Annotated in this window: 15 protein-coding genes; 8 read left to right on the forward strand and 7 right to left on the reverse strand. The window is 66.8% G+C overall.

The window, feature by feature from the left end:
* Window positions 1-20 precede the first annotated feature (20 nt).
* From glyA to AB4Z10_RS00280, 6 genes are all read right to left on the reverse strand, one after another.
* Window positions 21-1,322: a serine hydroxymethyltransferase gene (gene glyA / locus AB4Z10_RS00255; protein ID WP_441468357.1), complete on the reverse strand. Its 1,302-nt coding sequence runs from the start codon at window positions 1,320-1,322 to the stop codon at window positions 21-23.
* 381 nt (window positions 1,323-1,703) lie between these two features.
* Window positions 1,704-4,574 (reverse strand): autotransporter domain-containing protein, encoded by a 2,871-nt coding sequence (locus AB4Z10_RS00260; RefSeq protein ID WP_441468358.1) that lies wholly within the window; start codon window positions 4,572-4,574, stop codon window positions 1,704-1,706.
* A 250-nt stretch (window positions 4,575-4,824) separates the two neighbouring features.
* Entirely contained in the window at window positions 4,825-6,069 is a 1,245-nt protein-coding gene (locus AB4Z10_RS00265) for a L,D-transpeptidase family protein (RefSeq protein ID WP_441468359.1), read from the reverse strand.
* Window positions 6,070-6,368: 299 nt separating this feature from the next.
* Complete coding sequence (gene ldtR / locus AB4Z10_RS00270) at window positions 6,369-6,881, reverse strand: transcriptional regulator LdtR (RefSeq protein WP_441468360.1); 513 nt, start codon at window positions 6,879-6,881, stop codon at window positions 6,369-6,371.
* Window positions 6,882-7,144: 263 nt separating this feature from the next.
* A complete protein-coding gene (locus AB4Z10_RS00275) occupies window positions 7,145-7,591 on the reverse strand; it encodes a DUF6163 family protein (protein ID WP_441468361.1) in 447 nt (148 codons plus the stop codon).
* Window positions 7,588-8,643, reverse strand: coding sequence for an enoyl-CoA hydratase/isomerase family protein (locus AB4Z10_RS00280; RefSeq protein WP_441468362.1), 1,056 nt, complete (start codon window positions 8,641-8,643; stop codon window positions 7,588-7,590). Before AB4Z10_RS00280 ends, AB4Z10_RS00275 begins: the two co-directional genes overlap by 4 nt.
* 250 nt (window positions 8,644-8,893) lie before the next feature.
* Here AB4Z10_RS00280 and hemB point away from each other — a divergent pair, with 250 nt between their 5' ends.
* The 4 genes from hemB (at window position 8,894) to AB4Z10_RS00300 (ending at window position 13,197) form a co-directional block, all read left to right on the forward strand.
* Window positions 8,894-9,952 carry a porphobilinogen synthase gene (gene hemB, locus AB4Z10_RS00285; RefSeq protein WP_441468363.1) on the forward strand — a complete coding sequence of 353 codons (1,059 nt, stop codon included), beginning with the start codon at window positions 8,894-8,896 and terminating at the stop codon, window positions 9,950-9,952.
* Window positions 9,953-10,053: 101 nt separating this feature from the next.
* Window positions 10,054-11,394 (forward strand): branched-chain amino acid ABC transporter permease, encoded by a 1,341-nt coding sequence (locus AB4Z10_RS00290; RefSeq protein WP_441468364.1) that lies wholly within the window; start codon window positions 10,054-10,056, stop codon window positions 11,392-11,394.
* Window positions 11,395-11,421: 27 nt separating this feature from the next.
* Window positions 11,422-12,666: a threonine ammonia-lyase gene (locus AB4Z10_RS00295; RefSeq protein ID WP_441468365.1), complete on the forward strand. Its 1,245-nt coding sequence runs from the start codon at window positions 11,422-11,424 to the stop codon at window positions 12,664-12,666.
* A 57-nt stretch (window positions 12,667-12,723) separates the two neighbouring features.
* Window positions 12,724-13,197, forward strand: a complete 474-nt coding sequence (locus AB4Z10_RS00300; RefSeq protein WP_441468366.1) for an RDD family protein — start codon at window positions 12,724-12,726, stop codon at window positions 13,195-13,197.
* Here AB4Z10_RS00300 and AB4Z10_RS00305 read toward each other — a convergent pair whose 3' ends face one another.
* Window positions 13,198-14,028, reverse strand: coding sequence for a class I SAM-dependent methyltransferase (locus AB4Z10_RS00305; RefSeq protein ID WP_441468367.1), 831 nt, complete (start codon window positions 14,026-14,028; stop codon window positions 13,198-13,200).
* 146 nt (window positions 14,029-14,174) lie between these two features.
* Between AB4Z10_RS00305 and AB4Z10_RS00310 the strand changes: the two genes are divergently transcribed.
* The 4 genes from AB4Z10_RS00310 (at window position 14,175) to AB4Z10_RS00325 (ending at window position 17,366) form a co-directional block, all read left to right on the forward strand.
* A complete protein-coding gene (locus tag AB4Z10_RS00310) occupies window positions 14,175-14,939 on the forward strand; it encodes an arginyltransferase (protein WP_441468368.1) in 765 nt (254 codons plus the stop codon).
* 113 nt (window positions 14,940-15,052) lie between these two features.
* Entirely contained in the window at window positions 15,053-15,700 is a 648-nt protein-coding gene (locus AB4Z10_RS00315) for an RraA family protein (protein WP_441468369.1), read from the forward strand.
* Between the two features lie 155 nt (window positions 15,701-15,855).
* A complete protein-coding gene (locus AB4Z10_RS00320) occupies window positions 15,856-16,170 on the forward strand; it encodes a UxaA family hydrolase (RefSeq protein WP_441468370.1) in 315 nt (104 codons plus the stop codon).
* Window positions 16,167-17,366, forward strand: coding sequence for a UxaA family hydrolase (locus tag AB4Z10_RS00325; protein ID WP_441468371.1), 1,200 nt, complete (start codon window positions 16,167-16,169; stop codon window positions 17,364-17,366). The genes AB4Z10_RS00320 and AB4Z10_RS00325 overlap by 4 nt, the downstream gene beginning before the upstream one ends.
* Window positions 17,367-17,388: the final 22 nt, after the last annotated feature.

Consider the following 17,388-nt stretch of genomic DNA (forward strand, 5'->3'; position numbering starts at 1 on the left):
GAGCCCCTTCGAAACCATCCTCAGTAGATCGGGAAGCGCGCGGTCAGCGCCTTGACCTTGGCCGACACCGCCTGCTCGACGGCGGCGTTGCCTTCCTCGCCATGGGCGGCAAGGCCGTCCAGCACCTCGGCGATCAGCTCGCCGACCTGCTTGAACTCGGCGATGCCGAAGCCGCGCGACGTCGCAGCAGGGGTGCCAAGGCGGATGCCGGAGGTGGTCATCGGCTTCTCGGGGTCGAAGGGGATGCCGTTCTTGTTGCAGGTGATGTGGGCGCGGCCGAGCGCGGCTTCCGCCGCCTTGCCGGTCAGCTTCTTCGAGCGCAGGTCGACCAGCATCAGGTGGTTGTCGGTGCCGCCGGTGACGAGGTCGAAGCCCTTCGACTTCAGCGTCTCGGCCAGCGCCTTGGCGTTGGCGACGACGGCGTGCGCGTAGGTCTTGAATTCCGGCTGCAGCGCCTCCTGGAACGAAACTGCCTTGGCCGCGATGACATGCATCAGCGGGCCGCCCTGAATGCCGGGGAAGATCGCCGAGTTGATCTTCTTCGCCAGCGCCTCGTCATTGGTCAGGATCATGCCACCACGCGGGCCGCGCAGGGTCTTGTGCGTCGTGGTGGTGACGACATGGGCGTGCGGGAATGGCGAGGGATGCGCGCCGCCGGCGACGAGCCCGGCGAAATGGGCGATGTCGACCATGAAATAGGCGCCGACCTTGTCGCAGATCTCGCGGAAGCGGGCGAAGTCCCAATGGCGGGCATAGGCCGAGCCACCGGCGACGATGACCTTCGGCTTGTGCTCGATGGCGAGGCGCTCCATCGCATCGTAATCGATCATCTGGTCGACGACGCAGACGCCGTAGGAAACCACGTTGAACCACTTGCCGGACTGGTTGACCGGCGCGCCATGGGTCAGGTGCCCGCCGGCGGCGAGGTCGAGGCCCATGAAGGTGTCGCCCGGCTGCATCAGCGCCATGAACACGCCCTGATTGGCCTGCGAGCCGGAATTCGGCTGGACATTGGCGAACTTGCAGTCGAACAGCCGGCAGGCGCGCTCGATAGCGAGCTTCTCGGCGATATCGACGAACTGGCAGCCGCCATAGTAGCGCCGGCCCGGATAGCCCTCGGCGTACTTGTTGGTCATGACAGAGCCCTGCGCCTCGAGCACGGCGCGGGAGACGATGTTCTCCGAGGCGATCAGCTCGATCTCGTCGCGCTGACGACCGAGCTCCAGCTCGATGGCGCGGGCGATCTCCGGATCGGCGTCGGCCAGCGAGGCGCCGAAGAAGGAGTTCGAGAGGTGCTTGTCGGCGGCGGCGTCATGGCTCATGGCGGGGCTCCATCGGCGCTGTATCGTCGCCCACCAACGGCGTGCGACCCTGCGCGGCATGCGGTGCGAAGGCTTTGCGGAATCCGCGCGCGCGATCCCGCTGTCGGGGGTCCCGTAGCACTCGGGGCGCGCCTTTCCAAGCGTGAAGCGGGTGACATGAGCGCGGGCAGCTCAAAAAATCCAAGGCGCCTCCCCCGCCGACCAAGGAGCACGGTCCGGGTCGCGGGGAAGGCCGGCCCGGAACCATATCGGTGAAGACGAACGCCCTGCGACTTTATAGCGTTGCCCTGCTTGGCCGCTGCGGTTCCATCATGAGTCTGCTCGTCGGCGCGCCGGCTTTCGCCGACAAGCCCGAATCGGACAAGACCACCGGGCCGCCCGCTACCAGGTCGCGCGCAATCCCGCCGTTACGGCATGGGCGGTGTCGTCCGCGTTGAGACGGACGTCGTAATCGGCGATGAGCGTCACATTGCGACCGGCCCGCGTCGACAGGCCGATGCCCAGGATCGCGCTATCGCGCGCCACCCGCGCGCCCTGCACGGCGAAGCTTGCCGCCGACGCCCCGATGAAGGCGGTGTCGAGGACGACCGCATCGTCGAGGAATTCGTGCTGCCAGCGGCCGCGCGCCTCGATGGCAATGCGGTTCGCACCAAGGTCGAACTGCCGCGTGAGACGCGCGCCGAGGCTGCCGAGCAGGCTCGATGCCGTTTGCCAGCCGCTGGTCAGGCCGATGCTGCCGGCGCCGGTCTCGGCAAAGCCATCCTGCCGTAGGTAGGTGTAGCGCAGCCCGGCCAGCGGCTCGATCGTCGACCAGCCGAGTTCGACGGCATAGGCCGCCTCGAGCGCGCCGGTGAAGCGGTCGGCGCCGTAATCGGCGTCGGCTCGACGCGAGATGCTGCCGAAGCTGATGCTACGCTGGCTCTCGAGGTCGAGGCGGCCATAGCCGAGGATGCCATCGAGGCGCAGCGGCCCGCTCGCATAGCTGCCGTAGAACGCGCCCTCATAGGCCTTGATACTGCCCTTGCCGGCGAACTGCCGGAAATCGACATCGGTGGTGGACAGACCGAGGCTGAAGCCGAGCAGCAGCGAGGGCATGACCTGCCGATCGAAGCCGCCGGCCACTCCGCCGCCGCTGTAATCGGCTCCGCCGGCGTTGGCATCGCCGCCGAACCTGCCGACGACGCCATAACCACGCAGCCAGGCATTTTGGGAGACCCCAGCCTCGCCCCAGGGTGCAGCCTGGCCGGAGGGCAGCCGCGCCAGCAGCGCCGCAGCCGGGCTGCTAGCCCCGCCCGGCGCATAGGCCATCGCGGTATGCCCCGCCGTCGGCTCGACCTGGCCGGAGCGCAGATCGGTCAGGCGTTGCGCGATCATGCCGCCGAAGGGCGCGAAGCCGCCGAGTGCGATCGTACTGAGGCTGGCATGCGCCGCGCCCGAGAGGCCGGACAGCGCCGCGCGAGCGCCATCGCGCGTGCCGGCGGCCTGGAGCAGAGTGGCCACCCCGCGCAGATCGGCATCGGCGCCGGCAAGGCCGCGCTCCAGAGCGGAGCCGGCAGCGCATTGATTGGCCGAGGCGCAGACGCCGGGTGCGTCGAAGGGCAGCGTGCGGATGTCGAGATGCGCCGTGTTCGGCTCGTAGCGCAGGCTGGCCTGGACAAAGGGTGCCGAGCCGTCGCCGACGGGCCCCTCGACGCCTTCGAAGCGACCGATGAGGCCCTGCCCCGCGGTGATCACCGGCATGGTCAGGAAACGTGGCAATAGTTGCGGGCCGCCGGCCAGCGCCACCTGACCGGCGAGGCTTGCCGTTCCCGTCACGGCGAGACGATTCTGCCCGCCTGTCGTGTCGAACTGCTGGATCAGGAATCCGCCGGCCTGCTGCACATAGCTGCCGTTGACGGTCAGCGTACCGACGCCGCGGTGGTTGCCGGCCCAGACCGCGCCGGCATTGCCGACATCGCCGTTGATGACGCCGGTGCCGGCGAGCGTGCCCGCCGGCGCGACGCTGGTGGCCGAGGCGATGCTGCCCATGACGGTGAGAAAACCGCCCTCGACCCGCGTCGCGCCGGCATAGGCGCTGTGGCCGGTCAGGACGAGCTCGCCGTCGCCGCGTTTGACGAGGCCGCCGGCGCCGACGATGTCGTTCTCGAAGAAGGCGACGCCGCCGGGCTGCTCGACAACGAAATCGCCCCAGTCGAAGCGGCCGGGGCCGAGTACCGCCTTGCCGACATCGAGCAGGCCGTAGCCGAAGATCTCGTCGACGCCCGGCGGCCCGATATCCTTGGCTGTGCCGAGCAGGGTCTGGCGCACCTGGTCGGCGCTGAAGAACGGAAACATCTGCCAGACCAGCGCCGCTGCGCCCGAGACATGTGGCGCGGCGAAGGAAGTGCCGTTGACCTTGGAATAGCCGCCGCTCTTGTTGGCCACGACAATGGGATCGTCGGGATAAGGGTCAGGATACCACCAGTCGCCGCCGCCGGGTGCCGCGAGGCACCAGTTCTTCGCCACACCGCAGCGGTTGGTATAGAACGTCTCATAATCGGGTCCGAGGGCCATAACCGCCAGCCAACCGCGCTCCAACTCCGGGAAGAGATTGGGCAGTCCGGCCTCGGCGCTCGGTTGATTCCGGCCCTCATTCGCTGTGCCCCAGATGCTGAGAATTCCTGCGGCAACAGCGCGCCGATAGGCGGGGATGCCTGACGGATGCTCCGCCTCGTAGCTGCCGCTCGTGAATGCCGTGATCGGGCGTTCATCGCCGTAGCTGTTATTGATGATACGGACGCCGCGCGCCTGCAGATCGGCATAGGCTCTCATCGCGAAAACCGTTTCCGTATATCCCAACTCGACTTCCGCTCCGGCGACGACGAGCGAGGCGCCGGGGGCGACCCCGTGCACGCCCTTGCCGTCACGGTTGGCGGCGATGACCGATGAAACGCTCGTGCCGTGCCCGCCGCGATCGATCGGCTGCGCCGTTTCGGTGGGATAGTCGTAACCTCCGGCATATCGGCCGATGAATTCAGGATGTGCGGCAAAGATCCCGGAATCGATGACTCCGATCAGCACGCCGGCGCCATCGACGCCGCGCGCATAGGCCTTCGCAGAGTTGATATAGTCGAGGCCCCACTGGGCGAGGTATTCCGGTGTGCGCCAGCTCTCGGGATCGGTGAGCGGGCCGCGCGACTGGGCCGCGGCGAGATTCGTCAGAGCCGTCGACAGCAGAAAGGCTGCAACGGTAGGCTTAGCCAGGAAATTCACGCAGCCCCCGAGACATCGGCGCGAGGCTCCACCCTGACGCGCCGGCTAAGAACCTGCCCACAGGCGGCCGGAGGGTCAACGCGAACCAGAAGCCGGCGGCTAGGCCGACAACGCATGGCTTCGGTTAGGGCTGCGGGAACGCCTGGTCCTTTCCGTCATCAGGGTCGCGGTATCCCGCATTGGCTCCGGCCAGCAAAAAGCCCGCCGTTTCCGGCGGGCTTCGTCGTTATCGAGAGCCTAGCTCGGCCGTTCAGATGTCCTGATCGCCCTGCAGGGCCGCGACCGGCGCCGGGCCGAGTCCGTCCTTGTTGTAGATGTCGTCGCGGAACTGCACGCCGCCATCGGCCGTCGCCCAGGCCGTGACATAGACCCAATAGCAGGACACGGGGTCGGAAATGCGGGCGTTGACGCGCTGGCCGGACTGGATCACCTCGTCGATCTTGGCGCGATCCCAGCCGGGGGTATTCTTCAGCAGCCAGGCGACATAGTCGCGCACGTTCTGGACGCGCATGCAGCCCGAGGAGACGAAGCGGTAATCGTCGCCGAAGATGCCCTTAGACGGCGTGTCATGCATGTAGACGCCGTGCGGGCTCGGGATGTTGATGCGTACGAAGCCGAGCGAATTGAAGTCACCGCCCGGATCCTGCCGGAAAGTGTAGCGCGTCGCCTCGTCCGAGTTCCAGTTCACGCTGGCGGGCGAAATCTCGCCGCCGCTCGGCGAGATGATGCGGATCTTGTTCTCGGCGAGGTAATTCGGCTCCTTGCGCATCTTCGGGATCAGGTCCTTGCGGATGATCGAAGCGGGAACCGTCCAGGTCGGGTTGAAATTGACTTCCGGGATCTTGGTCTGCAGCAGCGGCGACTGGCGGTCGATCTTGCCGACGCCGGCAGCGTGACGCGTCGCGACATGGCCGTTCTCGACAGTCTCGACCATCGCAGCCGGGATATTGGCGACGACATAGCGGCCGCCGAGATTGCCGGACCAGCTGCGCAGCCGGACGACGTTGGTCTCGAGCTGGCGGATGCGGCGGTCGATCGGCACGTTGAGGGCAGCGACGGTGGCGCGATTGATCGAACCCGTGGTCGACAGGCCGACGCGCGACTGGAAGCGGCGCACACCCGCCTCGACATAGGAGTCATAGACAGCGCTGTCGCCCGCGGCAGCATCGAGATCGCCGGTGACGATCAGGCGCTGGCGCAGAGCCACCACGCCCGGCCCCTTGGCACCGACGCCCATGCGCTCAGGCAGCTGCACCTGCGGCCAGCCACCCCGGCCGGCGAGGTCGCGGTAAGCGGCGATCGCCGCTTCGGTGGCCTGCAGCGATTCCGGCGAGAGCATCGGCGTCGACGAGCGGAGGACGGCGTTGCGCGGACCCGCATCGTAGCTCTGGCGCCACTCGGCCTGCTGGGCGAGCGCCGGGGCTGCTGCAGCCGTGGCGGCGCCCGACAGCAGGGCCAACACGGTTTCGCGGCGGGTCAGGCTCAGTTGCGACATCTCTTCCCTCATCAAGACTTCACGCATGCAGACTGGCCGCACAAAAACGTCGCCAAAAAGGCGACGTTCGCGCCGGACTGCCGCAATAACCTCATGGCCGATGACGGTGTCCTAGCACGGTTAACGAGGCGTGATGACAGAGGCGAATTTAGGGCATGGCATGGTTTTGCCCGATGCATGGCAACAAAGTCACAGTCGATACTGAAGCCCGCGGCGAGTCGCGCCGGCGCGGCCGGGACTGGCCCCAGCCGCGCAACAGGCAGGCAGATCGGCGAAACGGCCGGTAAGCGACGGATTTCTCAGAGCTTGTAGCGGATCTGGTCGGTCCAGAAGCGCTCCAGGCGCAGCAGCGCATTGTTCATGCGCTCGAAATCATCAGCCGCGATGCCGCCGATCTGCTCGACCGTGCGGACATGCTTGTCGTAGACGCCCTTCACGATATCGTGCACCTCGGTGCCCTTGTCGGTCAGGCTGATCCGGACCGAGCGGCGGTCGATGCGCGAACGGGCATGGTGGAGATAGCCGAGCTCGACCAGCTTCTTCACGTTGTAGGACACGTTCGAGCCGAGATAGTAGCCGCGGGTGCGCAGCTCGCTGGCGGACAGCTCGGCATCGCCGATGTTGTAGAGCAGCAGGGCCTGCACGCTGTTGACGTCATCCCGGCCGCGGCGCTCGAACTCATCCTTGATGACATCGAGAAGCCGGCGATGCAGCCGCTCAACCAGGGTGAGCGACTCAAGATAAAGAGGCTTCACGTTGAGTTCGGCCTCTTTAGTCTTGGCAACATCCAAAGTCTTGACGCTCGCTTTCATGGTATATCTCGCCTGTTGTGTGTCGGCCAGGATTTGTCTCCTGGTCCGCTTCTGAAAAACACCATAAGCGGCGGCGGATGAAAACGAGTTTAAATATCAGGATGAATCAGGGATTTACCCCTTTGGGTGAATCGTAAGTGAAGCCAGAAACGCTTAAGCTAAAGCGATTCTTACCATGACTCGACGCAATCGAAGCGCCGCGCGTCACGCATGGCACACTCCGAGAGCATCGTCCGGGGCGAGATCGCAGCGGCGATCGATCGCTACTCCGCCTCGTTCTCCGCCGCCCACGTCGCGAGGAAATAGACCGCCATCAGCCCGATATAGAGCGCGACCAGCCATGCCGTCATCGGCACGAAGCGCGGGAAGAAGAAGCTCAGCAGCATCTGGCTGATCGCCGCCAGAAGCCAGAGCACGCCTCCCCAGGTCGAGGTGAGCCAAAGACCGACCGCGGCGACGAGGTCGATCACGGCGAAATAGACGATGATGGCCTGATAGCTCAGCAACCGATTTTCGAAGGGCGGCTGAGGATTGCCGGGCAGGCCGAAGATGACCGCCCAGGCGGTCAGCCCCTTGGCGAGCCAGAAGGCCGAGAGCAGCCGCAGGAACCAGACGAGCAGGAGACGCCAGCGCCCCTGCCGCTTTTCTCCGTCCTCGCCGGTCCTCGCACCACGCAGAGCCTCGCCATCGCCACCCAGCCCCAAGCTCAACCCTCCAGCTCGAGTTCGTCAGCGCCGAGCGGCGCGAAATAGGCGTCGATATCGGCCTGCCTGATGGCGTCGAGCGTCGCTGGCTGCCAGTGCGGCGCCTGATCCTTGTCGATCACGACGGCACGCACGCCCTCATAAAAGTCATGGCCGCGCGCGATGCGCGAGACGATGCGGTATTCCGTGCGCATCGCCTCGGCGAAATCGAGACCGGCGCCGCGCCGCATCTGCTCGAAGGCGATGGCGACGCTGGTCGGCGATTTGGTAGCGATGGTCTGCAGCAGCTTGCCGGCGAAGCGGCCGCCGCGGGCAGCGGCCTTGTCCAGGCGCGCGATCACCTCCGGCAGGGTCTCCCCGCCGAAGACATCCGCTATCACCGCGCGCTCGGCCTGCAGGGGCCCCGGCCCCCGCTGGAGACTGAAGGCGGCGAGGATCTCGTCGAGCGCACTACGGCCCGTCAGCGCATCGGCCAGTTCCGCGAACCGCTCGCTCGGCACGCCGTGGGTCGCAAGCCCGACCGTAAGCGCGTCGGCCGCGCCGATCCGCTCGCCCGTCAACGCCAGGAAGCGGCCGAAGCCGTCGGTGAGACGCGGCAGCGCATAAGTCGCGCCGACATCGGGGAAGAAGCCGATGCCGACCTCCGGCATGGCGAAGAGATAGCGGTCACCGGCAATGCGGTGGCTGCCATGCAGCGAGATGCCGACGCCGCCGCCCATCACGATGCCGTCAATCAGCGCGACATAAGGCTTGGGATAGGTCTTGATCCGGTGGTTGAGAATGTACTCCTCGCCCCAGAAGGCGAGCATGTCCTCATATCGCCCGGCCTTGCCGCAATCATGCAGCCAGCGGATATCGCCGCCGGCCGAGAACGCCTTCTCGCTGGTGCTGATGACGACGATGCGGGTGACCTGCGGATCGTTCTCCCAGGCGTCGAGCGCGCGGGCGAGCTCGCGGACCATGCCGAGGCTCAGAGCGTTCAGCGCCTTCGGCCGATTGAGCACCACGACGCCAGCGGCGCCGCGGATCTCGCAGATGATCTCCTGGTCCTGCGTCATGGTCCGATCCTGCTTCCGTGGGCAGCGGTTCTGGAAGGCGGGGACAGGCTTGTCAACGCGACGGAACGGCAGGTGCGGCTTGGCCCCGCTGCACTGCCATATCCCCGCTCGGCCTGCATGACGCTGGCAGCAGCCTTGCGACCAAGCGCCCTGTTTTGGAATGGTTCCGATGTGATATGTAAACGGCCTGCCGACATCGCCCGTTCGACGAATGCCGGGCCGTTTTTGTTCACCGCTTGAGGCACAGTTCATGGAATCCCGGGTCGTGCGGCCTTTCCCCGCTCCTCAGTCGCATCCGGACGAGGCGCACGGCGCTTCGTGGCTCGGGCTCACCCGCCGGATGCGCCGCAACCGCAAGGCCGAATGGTCCCGCCGGCTGATGCGCGAGTCGGCGCTGACGACCGACGACCTGATCTGGCCGATCTTCCTGATGGACTCGCCCGAGGCCCGCTCGCCGGTCGAATGGATGCCCGGCGTCGACCGGCTGAACATCGAGGAGGCCGTGCGGCAGGCTGCCGAGGCCGCGGCGCTCGGCATTCCAGCGATCGCGCCCTTCCCCTATGTCGAAAAGGCGCTGCGCGACCCGACCGGCTCGGAAGCGCTCAACACGAGCAACCTGATGTGCCGCGCTGTGCGCGCCATCAAGGCGGAGGTGCCGCAGATCGGCATCATCTGCGACGCCGCACTCGACCCCTACACCTCCCACGGCCATGACGGCGTCATGGACGGCGAGCGCATCCTCAACGACGCCAGCGTCGCCATCCTCGTCCAGCAGGCCCAGGCGCTCGCCGATGCCGGCGCCGACGTCATTGCCCCCTCCGATATGATGGACGGACGCGTCGCAGCGATCCGCGCTGCCCTCGACGGCGATGGCCATGAGGAGGTGCAGATCATGGCCTATGCGGCGAAGTACGCGTCCGCATTCTACGGCCCCTTCCGCGACGCCATCGGCACCAACGCCACGCTGGTCGGCGACAAGCGCACCTACCAGATGGATCCGGCGAATACCGACGAGGCGATCGCCGAGGTGATGCTCGACCTCGAAGAAGGCGCCGACATGGTGATGATTAAGCCCGGCCTGCCCTATCTCGACGTGGTGGCGCGGGTGAAGGACCATTTCCGCGTGCCTACCTTCGCCTATCAGGTCTCCGGCGAGTACGCGATGATCATGGCGGCAGCGAACAATGGCTGGCTCGACGGCGAAAAGGCGATGCTGGAGAGCCTGCTCGCCTTCAAGCGTGCGGGCGCCGACGGCGTCCTGACCTATTTCGCGCCGCGCGTCGCGAAGAAGCTCAAGGCTGCTGGCTGAGGCCGGACGCTTCGGGAGAATGCTCAGGCTCGACCCGAGCATTCTCAAAACAACGACGGTGCGGTTTCCTTGCCCCGGCAGCGGCGCTACCGTCGCACGGCATGCGCCCGCTCATCCTGCCGATTCTGGCTGTTGTCCTGCTCGCCCTCGCGGGGTGCGGCGCGGATTTCGACACCGAACAGATGCGGCTCTGCCGGCAGGCGATCCCGCCGCTCAATCCGCCGAATGCCCGGATCGAGATCGAGCGCGCCACGAAGGGGCCGGTGCCGCGGGCGCTGAGGCTGTTGTACCGCGTGCAGCTCGGCGACGATATCTCGCGCCATCGCAGCATCGACTGCCTCTTCGCCGGGGAAGGCGGCGGACCCGGCCGCGGCGCCCTGATCGGCATCGCCTCCGACGGGCGCCCGATGGCCGATGCCAGCTTCTACCTGCTGCGACGCTTCTATCTCGAGGACCGGGCCGAGCCACCGCCTGACCCAGCCGCCCCCACCGCCGAGAACCTGCCGGCGATCCCGCGTTCGGTTGCCTACGGTTTCCAGCAGGGGCTGAGCGCCCTGCCCTCGGCGGCGATCTACAGCCTGCTCGCCGCAGCCTATGCCCTCGTCTACGGGCTGACCGGGCGGATCATCCTGAGCTTCGGCGAGTTCGCGGCGCTCGGCGCGCTCGCCTCCGTAGTCGGCGTGGCGCTGCTGCTCTCGCTCGCGATCTCGACGCCGCTTTCGGGGCTCGTGGTCGCCTTCATCGTGGCGATCCTCGTTTGCGCCCTGCACGGCTTCGCCATGGGCCGCTTCGTGCTGCGTCACCTCGAGCGCGCCAGCGGCCAGCAGACACTCATCGCCACGATCGGGCTCGCGATCGCGATGTCCGAATATCTCAGGCTGGTGCAAGGCCCGGAATTGCGCTGGCTGCCACCGGTGTTCAACAGCCCGATTCCCCTGGCCCATTCCGGGACCTTCATCGTGACCTTGAACCCGCTGGCGCTGGCGCTTGCCATCCTCGGGCTCGGCGTCACGCTCGGCCTCGTCGCGCTGATCCGGCGCACGGCCTATGGCCGGGCCTGGCGGGCCGTCTCGGACGATGCGCGAACTGCGGCGCTGTTCGGTGTCGATGCACGCGCCGTCCATGACGTCGCCGTCGTCATCGCCTGCGCCGTCTGCGGTATGGCCGGGGTCATCGTGACCGCGATCTATGGCGGCATGGGCTTCGCCGGCGGCTTCTCCCTGGGCCTCAAGGCGCTCGTTGCCGCCATTCTCGGCGGTATCGGCTCGGTCAGCGGCGCGGCGCTGGGCGGTCTCTGCATCGCCATATTCGAAGCCGCGTGGTCGGCGACATTGCCGATCGAACAGCGTGATCTCGCCGTCTACTCCCTGCTGGCCGTTGTACTGATCTTGCGCCCCGGCGGCTTCTTCGGCGATGCCGACCTGACACCGCGGCAGGTTTGACGACATGACACCGGGATGGAGCGCATCATGAGCGAAGCCTTCGCCATCACCCCCGAGGATATCGACGCGGCTGCAAGCCGCATCGAAGGACATGTGCTGCGCACGCCGCTGGTGCCCGCGCCGCGCCTGTCCGAGCTGACCGGCGCGACCGTGCTGGTGAAGTACGAGAACATGCAGGCGACCGCGTCGTTCAAGGAGCGGGGAGCGGTCAACAAGCTGCTGACGCTCAGCGAGAGCGAGCGGGCACGCGGCGTCATCGCCATGTCGGCCGGCAACCACGCCCAGGCGGTGGCGTACCATGCCAAGCGCTTCGGCATTCCGGCGACGATCGTGATGCCCGAGACGACACCGCTGGTGAAGGTCGAGAACACCCGCGCCCATGGCGCCCGTGTCGTGCTCCACGGCGAGACGCTCTTCGAATCCAGCCAGAAGGCGCACGAGCTTGCAGGCGCCGAGCAACTCGTCTTCGTCCACCCCTATGACGATGCTGCGGTCATGGCGGGCCAGGGCACGGTGGCGCGCGAGATGCTGGCCGACGAACCCGATCTCGACGTGCTGGTCATTCCGATCGGCGGCGGCGGCCTCATGGCCGGCAACGCCGTTGCCGCCAAGGCGATCAAGCCCGGGATCGAACTCATCGGCGTGGAGGCCGATCTCTATCCCTCCTTCTTCAACGCCGTGTACGCCCAGAACCGGCCGATCGGCGGGCCGACGCTGGCCGAGGGCATCGCAGTCAAGACGGTCGGCCAGCTCACCCTGCCGGTAATCTCCAGCCTGGTCGGCGACATCGTCCTCGTCGGCGAAGACCTGATCGAGCGAGCGGTCAACGCCTATGCCAGCCTGCAGCACAGCCTCGCGGAAGGCGCCGGCGCCGCCGGCCTCGCCGCCATGCTGAAGGACCCGCAGCGCTATGCCGGGCGCAAGGTCGGGCTCGTGCTCTGCGGCGGTAATATCGACACCCGCCTGCTGGCTGCGATCATGGTGCGCGAACTCGAACGCGAGGACCGCATCGTCGCCTTCCGACTCACCAGCAACGACAGGCCCGGCCTGCTCGGCAAGATTGCGAGCCTGCTCGGCAACGAAGGCGCCAATATCCTCGAAGTCAGCCATGGACGCTTGTTTCTCGACGTGCCGGCCAAAGGGGTTTCGCTCGACGTCACCGTGGAGACGCGGGGCGAAGCGCATTCGCGCGCGATCGAGGACATGCTTGCGAAAAACGGCTTCGCGCCACGGCGAATCCTGCCACGCGGCCTTGCGGAACCGACGCGCTGATCAAACATATCCGTCCGGGCGACGCATCCCGCGCGCCGATAGAGGATTGAAGTCTCGATGAGCGATACCCGCTACAGCCAGCCGCCGATCACGGCTCTGGAGCAGCGCCCGTACCAGAACGTCAGCGGCGTTCTCGGGTCTCGCCTGTTCGCCTGGCTCGTCGATATCTTCGTGCTGTTCTTCCTCGGCTGGCTGGTCGTCTTCCTGCTGGCCGTGCTCGGCATCGTGACCTTCGGCGCGACATGGCTGCTCATCCCGATCGCGACGGTTGCAACCGCACTCGGCTATGCGGCGCTGACGATCGGCGGCCGGCGCGGGTCTACCTGGGGCATGCGCATCGCGGGCTTGAGGGTCGAGACCATCGGTGGCGGCCGGCCGGATGGCCTGACGGCGGCCGTGCACGCGCTGCTTTTCTACGTTGCCGCCGGCACCTTCCTGCTCTGGCTCGTCGACGTCGCCTGCGGCTTCGCCCGTGCCGACCGGCGCATGGGCCATGACCTCCTGACCGGGCTGGTCGTCGTCCGGGCCTGATCAGAAGCGAAAGCGCAGCAGGCGTGCCATCTGCGACAGCGCGGGAATCCATCCGAACATCTGGATGGTCGCCCGCGCCGTGAGCGACATCCGCGCGACCTGTCGTAGATCATACCCGTTCGCGCCGTAGCCCGTGAGCTCCTGAACGAGTTCGAGCCGGGGCAGTCGCTGCATCAACTCCCGGGGATCATCAAGTGACCAGTGCAGTGTCGCGCCGGTCGAGCGGATGGCAGGCTGCCAGGCGATCAGCGTGAGGCCCAGGCGGCTATAGGCATCGAAGACAAATTCGCCGCCGGGGACGTGCCCCATCAGCCGCGCCAGCAGAAGCACCACCTCTTCCTCGGGCAGGTAGGGCAACAGGCCCTCGGCAATGATGAGAGCCGGCCGATCCCGCGGCACTGCCTCAATCCAGCCCGGCTCGATCACCGACGATCCCAGCAGCGTGCAATTCTCGCGGGCCGGGTAGAGGCGCTTCCGCAACGCGATCACATCGGGATAGTCGACGTCGAACCAGCGAATACTGGCGGGAAGCTCGAGCCGGAAGACGCGCGCATCGAGCCCGCAGCCGAGATGCAGCACCGTCGCCTTGGGGTGCCGGGCGATGAAATCCCGTGCCCAGCCATCGATGACATGCGCCCGCAAGGCGACGCCGACCATCAAATCGCGATCGATCCCGAGCCGCGCGAAGTCGTAGTCGATCCGCTCCATCGCCTCCGCGGCGAAGCGATCCTTCAGGAGCGAGTCGGGCAAACGGCTCTCGCCTGCCTTCGCGCAGAGCGTGATCAGGAGCGTTTCCTTCACTCCTCTTAGCGCCACCTTCTCACCGGGCATCTCACGCTCCCGAGGCCGATCCGTCCTCTGTGCAGTCGACGCCGGGAAGTTGTCGGCAGCAAGATCGCGCCACATGCCGCCTCGCGCTTGTTGCCGCCGCCACCGATGCTACATTGAAGGGCGCAGCTTTTCCGGAGCCCGCCCACGTGACGCGCCCATTGCGGGACGCCCCGCAATTCTATCTCACTTCCCCGACCGCGTGTCCCTATCTGCCGGGACGCGAGGAGCGGAAGGTATTTACGCACCTGGTCGGGTCCCGGGCGCGCGAGCTCAACGATGTGCTGTCGCAGGGCGGCTTCCGCCGTTCGCAGAGCATCGCCTACCGCCCTGCCTGCGAGACGTGCCGGGCTTGCATCTCCGTCCGGATCTGCGTCGACGACTTCCGCTATTCGCGCGGCTTCCGCCGGGTTCTGGCGCGCAACAGCGACCTGATCGGCGAAGTGCGGCCGCCGCAGCCGCGCTCCGAGCACTATTCGCTCTTCCGCGCCTATCTCGACGAACGCCATCCGGATGGCGGCATGGCGACGATGTCGGCACTCGACTTCGCGATGATGGTCGAGGATACCCATGTCGAGACGCATCTCGTCGAATACCGCCGGCGCGGTCCCGATTCGGGCTTCACCGGCCGCGGCGACGGCGACCTCTTCGCCATGGCGCTGACCGACAAGCTGAGCGACGGGCTCTCCATGGTCTACTCGGTCTATGATCCGAGCCTGGAACTGCGCTCGCTCGGCACCTTCATGGTGCTGGACCATATCGCTCGCGCCCGGCGCCTCGGCCTGCCCTTTGTCTATCTCGGCTATTGGGTCGAAGGCTCGCCGAAGATGGCCTACAAGGCCCGCTTCCTGCCGCAGGAGCGCCTGATGCCGCAGGGCTGGGAGCGCGTCGACCGGAACGATTCAACCGATTGAAACGCATCAGCGACGCGCGGAAAACGCGCTTGCCGCACCTTGCTCCGCCCGACACTCTAGCGACAACGGCCATGGCAGAAGAGCCACGCGAGAGGGGCCGATCCGGAGGAATGATGAGCCAGGAACTGACCGACAGGCTGGAGCGCTGCTATACCGGCATCATCCACGACACGATGCGGGCGATGGGCCTGAAGGATTTCGTGCTGCCCCCGGAACTGCGCCCGCTCCTGCCCGGCCAGAAGCTTGCGGGACCCGCCTTCACCGTCGAGGGCAAGACCGGCGAGTTCGACGCGCATGAGACGCTGCTCGGCTGGACCGGCCTGCTCTCCGCTGCCAAGCCCGGCCATGTCTGGGTCTGCCAGCCGAACACCGACGAGATCGCGCTGATGGGCGAGCTCTCGGCCGAGACGCTGAAGAACAAGGGCGTGCGTGGCTGCGTCATCGACGGGCTTTCGCGCGACACCGAGTTCATGGTCGAGATGGGCTTCCAGGCCTATTTCAAGGCCTATACGCCGCGCGACATCGTCGGCGTCTGGCTGCCCAAGGCGGTCGACGAACCCATCAAGATCGGCGATGTCTGGGTCCGGCCCGGCGACTACATCCTGGCCGACCGCGACGGCGTCGTCCGCATCCCCGTCGAGATCATCGAGGAGGTTCTGGAGAAGTCGGAAACGGCAATCTCGGCCGAAAACAAGGTCCGCAACGCGATCCTCGCCGGAACCGACCCGCAGCAGGCCTATCTGCAGTACGGCAAATTCTGAGACGCTCCACCCGCGCCGTCATCCCGGGCGGGGCGAAGCGGAGACCCGGGATACATTCCGGGAGCGCTTGCGAATGATGTTCAGGCATGGATCCCGGATCGGCGTCGCCAAGGCGGCTCGTCCGGGATGACAGCCGGAGGGAAGGAAACAGGGCCATGACCCACGACCCGCGCCTCATCCTGCTCGATCCGCGCGACAACGTCCTGGTCGCGCGGGTGCGGCTGAAAGCCGGCGACAGCGTCGAAACCGGCTCCGGTCCAGCAGCGCTCGACCGCGACATCGCGCTCGCCCACAAGATCGCCCGCCGCGCCATCGCCGCCGGCGAGAAGATCCTGAAATACGGCGCGCCGATCGGTGTCGCGACCGAGGCGATCGCCGCCGGCGCGCATGTCCATGTCCACAACATGCGCAGCGACTACACGCCGACCTACCATCTCGAAGACGAGCGCAATGCGGGGGCCTCGGCATGAGCGAAATGCGCGGCTATATCCGCTCCGACGGGCGCAAGGGCATCCGCAACACCGTCGCGGTCGCCTATCTCGTCGAATGCGCCCACCATGTCGCTGTTGAGATCGCGCTGCCCTGGCGCGAGCAAGGCGTCCACGCCATCGGCTTTCCCGGATGCTATCCGAACCCCTATGCCGAGCGGATGATGGAGCAGCTCTGCACGCATCCGAATGTCGGAGCGGTGCTGCTGGTCTCGCTGGGATGCGAGAGCTTCAATAAATACGCGCTGGAGCGGGCGATCCGCGCCACCGGCCGGCCGGTGAAAACGATCATCATCCAGAGCACGGGCGGCACCCGCTCCTCGATCCGCGAGGGCCGCGCCTGGGTCGAGGAGCAGCGCATCGCGCTCGACGCGCAGGAAACCGTGCCGATGGCGGTTTCCGAGCTCGTGATCGGGACGGTCTGCGGCGGCTCGGACGGCACCTCCGGGATCACCGGCAATCCGGCGGCGGGACGCGCCTTCGACCAGCTCATCTCGGAGGGCGCCGCCTGCATCTTCGAGGAAACCGGCGAGCTGATCGGCTGCGAGCACATCATGGCGGCGCGCGCAGTGACGCCGGAGCTCGGCGCCGAACTGGAGAAATCCGTCGCCAAAGCGGCGCGCTACTATGCGACGCTGGGCTATGGCTCCTTCGCCGCCGGCAATGCCGAGGGTGGCCTCTCGACCATCGAGGAGAAGTCGATGGGCGCCTATGCCAAATCGGGGGCTTCGCCGATCTCCGGCCTGATCAAGCCCGGCGACGTGCCGCCGCATGGCGGGCTCTATCTGCTCGATGTCGTGCCGGACGGCGAGGTGCGTTTCGGCTTCCCCAACATCAACGACAACGCCGAGATCGCCGAACTGATCGCCTGCGGCGCGCATTGCGTGCTGTTCGTGACGGGCAGAGGCTCGGTCGTCGGCTCGGCGATATCGCCGGTCGTGAAGATCTGCGCCAATCCCGAGACCTATCGCCGGATGTCCGAGGATATGGACGTCGATGCCGGACGCATCCTCGAGGGCCACGCCAGCCTCGACGAAGTCGGCCAGGAGATCCGCAACCTCGTCGTCTCGCTCGGCCAGGGCGGCAAGACGAAGTCCGAGGAACTCGGCCATCAGGAATTCATCCTGACCTACAAGAGCTTCGAACCGCTGGGCCCGGCCTGCCTGCCGGCAGCCTGAAGCTTAGGCGCGTCACGGTGCA

The organism is Allobosea sp. RAF48 (assembly GCF_052114025.1).
Classification (GTDB): domain Bacteria; phylum Pseudomonadota; class Alphaproteobacteria; order Rhizobiales; family Beijerinckiaceae; genus Allobosea.

Excerpts from the sequence above, each read along its gene's own strand:
- glyA (WP_441468357.1), bottom strand. The coding sequence starts at position 1,322 with ATGAGCCATGACGCCGCCGCCGACAAGCACCTCTCGAACTCCTTCTTC.
- AB4Z10_RS00265 (WP_441468359.1), bottom strand. The coding sequence starts at position 6,069 with ATGTCGCAACTGAGCCTGACCCGCCGCGAAACCGTGTTGGCCCTGCTG.
- ldtR (WP_441468360.1), bottom strand. The coding sequence starts at position 6,881 with ATGAAAGCGAGCGTCAAGACTTTGGATGTTGCCAAGACTAAAGAGGCC.
- AB4Z10_RS00280 (WP_441468362.1), bottom strand. The coding sequence starts at position 8,643 with ATGACGCAGGACCAGGAGATCATCTGCGAGATCCGCGGCGCCGCTGGC.
- hemB (WP_441468363.1), top strand. The coding sequence starts at position 8,894 with ATGGAATCCCGGGTCGTGCGGCCTTTCCCCGCTCCTCAGTCGCATCCG.
- AB4Z10_RS00290 (WP_441468364.1), top strand. The coding sequence starts at position 10,054 with ATGCGCCCGCTCATCCTGCCGATTCTGGCTGTTGTCCTGCTCGCCCTC.
- AB4Z10_RS00295 (WP_441468365.1), top strand. The coding sequence starts at position 11,422 with ATGAGCGAAGCCTTCGCCATCACCCCCGAGGATATCGACGCGGCTGCA.
- AB4Z10_RS00300 (WP_441468366.1), top strand. The coding sequence starts at position 12,724 with ATGAGCGATACCCGCTACAGCCAGCCGCCGATCACGGCTCTGGAGCAG.
- AB4Z10_RS00305 (WP_441468367.1), bottom strand. The coding sequence starts at position 14,028 with ATGCCCGGTGAGAAGGTGGCGCTAAGAGGAGTGAAGGAAACGCTCCTG.
- AB4Z10_RS00315 (WP_441468369.1), top strand. The coding sequence starts at position 15,053 with ATGAGCCAGGAACTGACCGACAGGCTGGAGCGCTGCTATACCGGCATC.
- AB4Z10_RS00320 (WP_441468370.1), top strand. The coding sequence starts at position 15,856 with ATGACCCACGACCCGCGCCTCATCCTGCTCGATCCGCGCGACAACGTC.
- AB4Z10_RS00325 (WP_441468371.1), top strand. The coding sequence starts at position 16,167 with ATGAGCGAAATGCGCGGCTATATCCGCTCCGACGGGCGCAAGGGCATC.